1 protein-coding gene is annotated in these 1660 nt (G+C 64.2%); it reads right to left on the bottom strand.

From position 1 onward, the window contains the following. Nucleotides 1–33 precede the first annotated feature (33 nt). Nucleotides 34–1590 carry an ISL3 family transposase gene (locus AC07NY_RS25965; RefSeq protein WP_076437715.1) on the bottom strand — a complete coding sequence of 519 codons (1557 nt, stop codon included), beginning with the start codon at nt 1588–1590 and terminating at the stop codon, nt 34–36. Between the last annotated feature and the right edge of the window lie 70 nt (nt 1591–1660).

The following is a 1660-nucleotide window of genomic DNA, read 5'->3' as shown; positions in this document are numbered from 1 at the left end:
TTGGGTCTGACGCAATCCCGCTGACATTTGAGATCATTGCGCGCCGATCAGACGCGCCTGGAGAAGATCGATCTTTCCGCGGCCGTACATCTGGCGTTTGACGAGCTTGAGGCGGGTGATCTGGCCTTCTGTCTGACCGTTCGACCAAGTCGAGAGGATTGCTGCTCGCACAGCGGCCTCGTCTCGTCGGACGCCATTGGCCAAGGAGGCGACCAGGCTTTGGGAGGCTCGATCGATCCAAGATGACAAGGGCTCGGCCCGCTTCATCCTAATCATGGCATGGAAGTCGGCGATGATCTCGCGAGCCTCGACCAATGCCGGCACGCCGTCCTCGATCGCCGCGATCGTGACGGTTTCAGCCTTTGTGAGATTGTCGCGACCGGTGGTCATCAACCGCGCGATGGTCCGGGCCGACGGGACACGCGCGAGGCTGCTTGCGTCCGCTTTCTCCGCGCGGCGGCGGCGTGTCGCCCATTCCGAGATCACCCTGAGGCTTCCCCGGAAGCCTTTCGTCCTCATCGAGCGCCAGAGAGCAGCTGCGTTCCGAGTTCCCGCGTCCCATTGCGCATCGAGCCAGGGCAGATGCGCATCCAACGAACTCTGGCGAGGTCGGAAGACGTCGCTGCGCTCGCCGCGGACGATCCGCCTGACAGTCTGGCGGTGATGGCCGGTGCGCTTGACGATCTGCTTGATCGGCACACCCTCCCGCCAGAGGGCGAGGACCGCCGCGTTGATCTCTTCCCGCCGCAGATATCCATCGTATTGCAGCTTCTCCGCCGCCGTCAGGAGCGCAGGATTGACGACGGTGGCACCAATGGCGCTACGGATCTGGCGCATCGACTTGCGCACGGCATCGAGGAAAGCGCGGCTGGCATTCTCCATCAGGTGCCAGCGGTCGGCAACCTGGACGGCCTGCGGCAGGGCCCGTGCCACCGCCTCTCCATAGCCACCGCCACGGTCACGAGCGACTGTATGGACCAGCCGCTGATGGCGGAGCCAAGCTTCCGATGTTGCTGGCTCCCGGTCGGAAAGAAGCGCGACCGGCCGACGCCTCTCCAAGTCGCAGACGATCGTGCCGTAGCGGTGATTGCGCCGCCAGGCGAAGTCATCGATGCCGATCACGCGCAGCGGCTCGCTCGGCACCCTGGCACGCTGCCGGACCACGCGCAGCAACGTGTCGTTGCTGACCGGTAGCATCATCCTCGCGGCAAAACTTGCTCCGGGCCTGCCACCCAAGGCGAGGCCGAGATGCTGGACGATATGATCGAGACGATCGGTCCGACGCGCTCGCGGCGCGAGGACGCGGTCACCAAAGCGCTCCGCGAAGATCTGGCGGCCGCACAGGACGGCATCGCAGCGAAAGCGCCGAACGAGGACCTGGAGCTCGACGCGTCGGCCGCTGAGCGGCAGGTCCTTTGCACGCCGGAAATACCGGCTTTGGATCCGTTGCGAGAACGCCCCGCAGTCAGGACATGGACAGGCGCTGACGGCGGACCGGGTTCGGACAACAACGCGATCGCCTTCGATCGTGATACCGTCGACAATCAAACCTGCGGGAACCAAGCTGGCTGGTCGAAATCGCTGCTTCATCGCGCTGATTCCTTCTGGAAACCAGCATCAAAACAGCCCCGACCTGCAGCAGATTTGAGTCAGACCCAAA

The sequence above is a fragment of the Allobosea sp. GW821-FHT09G06 genome, assembly GCF_059416005.1.
This window is presented reverse-complemented; position numbering and strand designations above follow the sequence as displayed.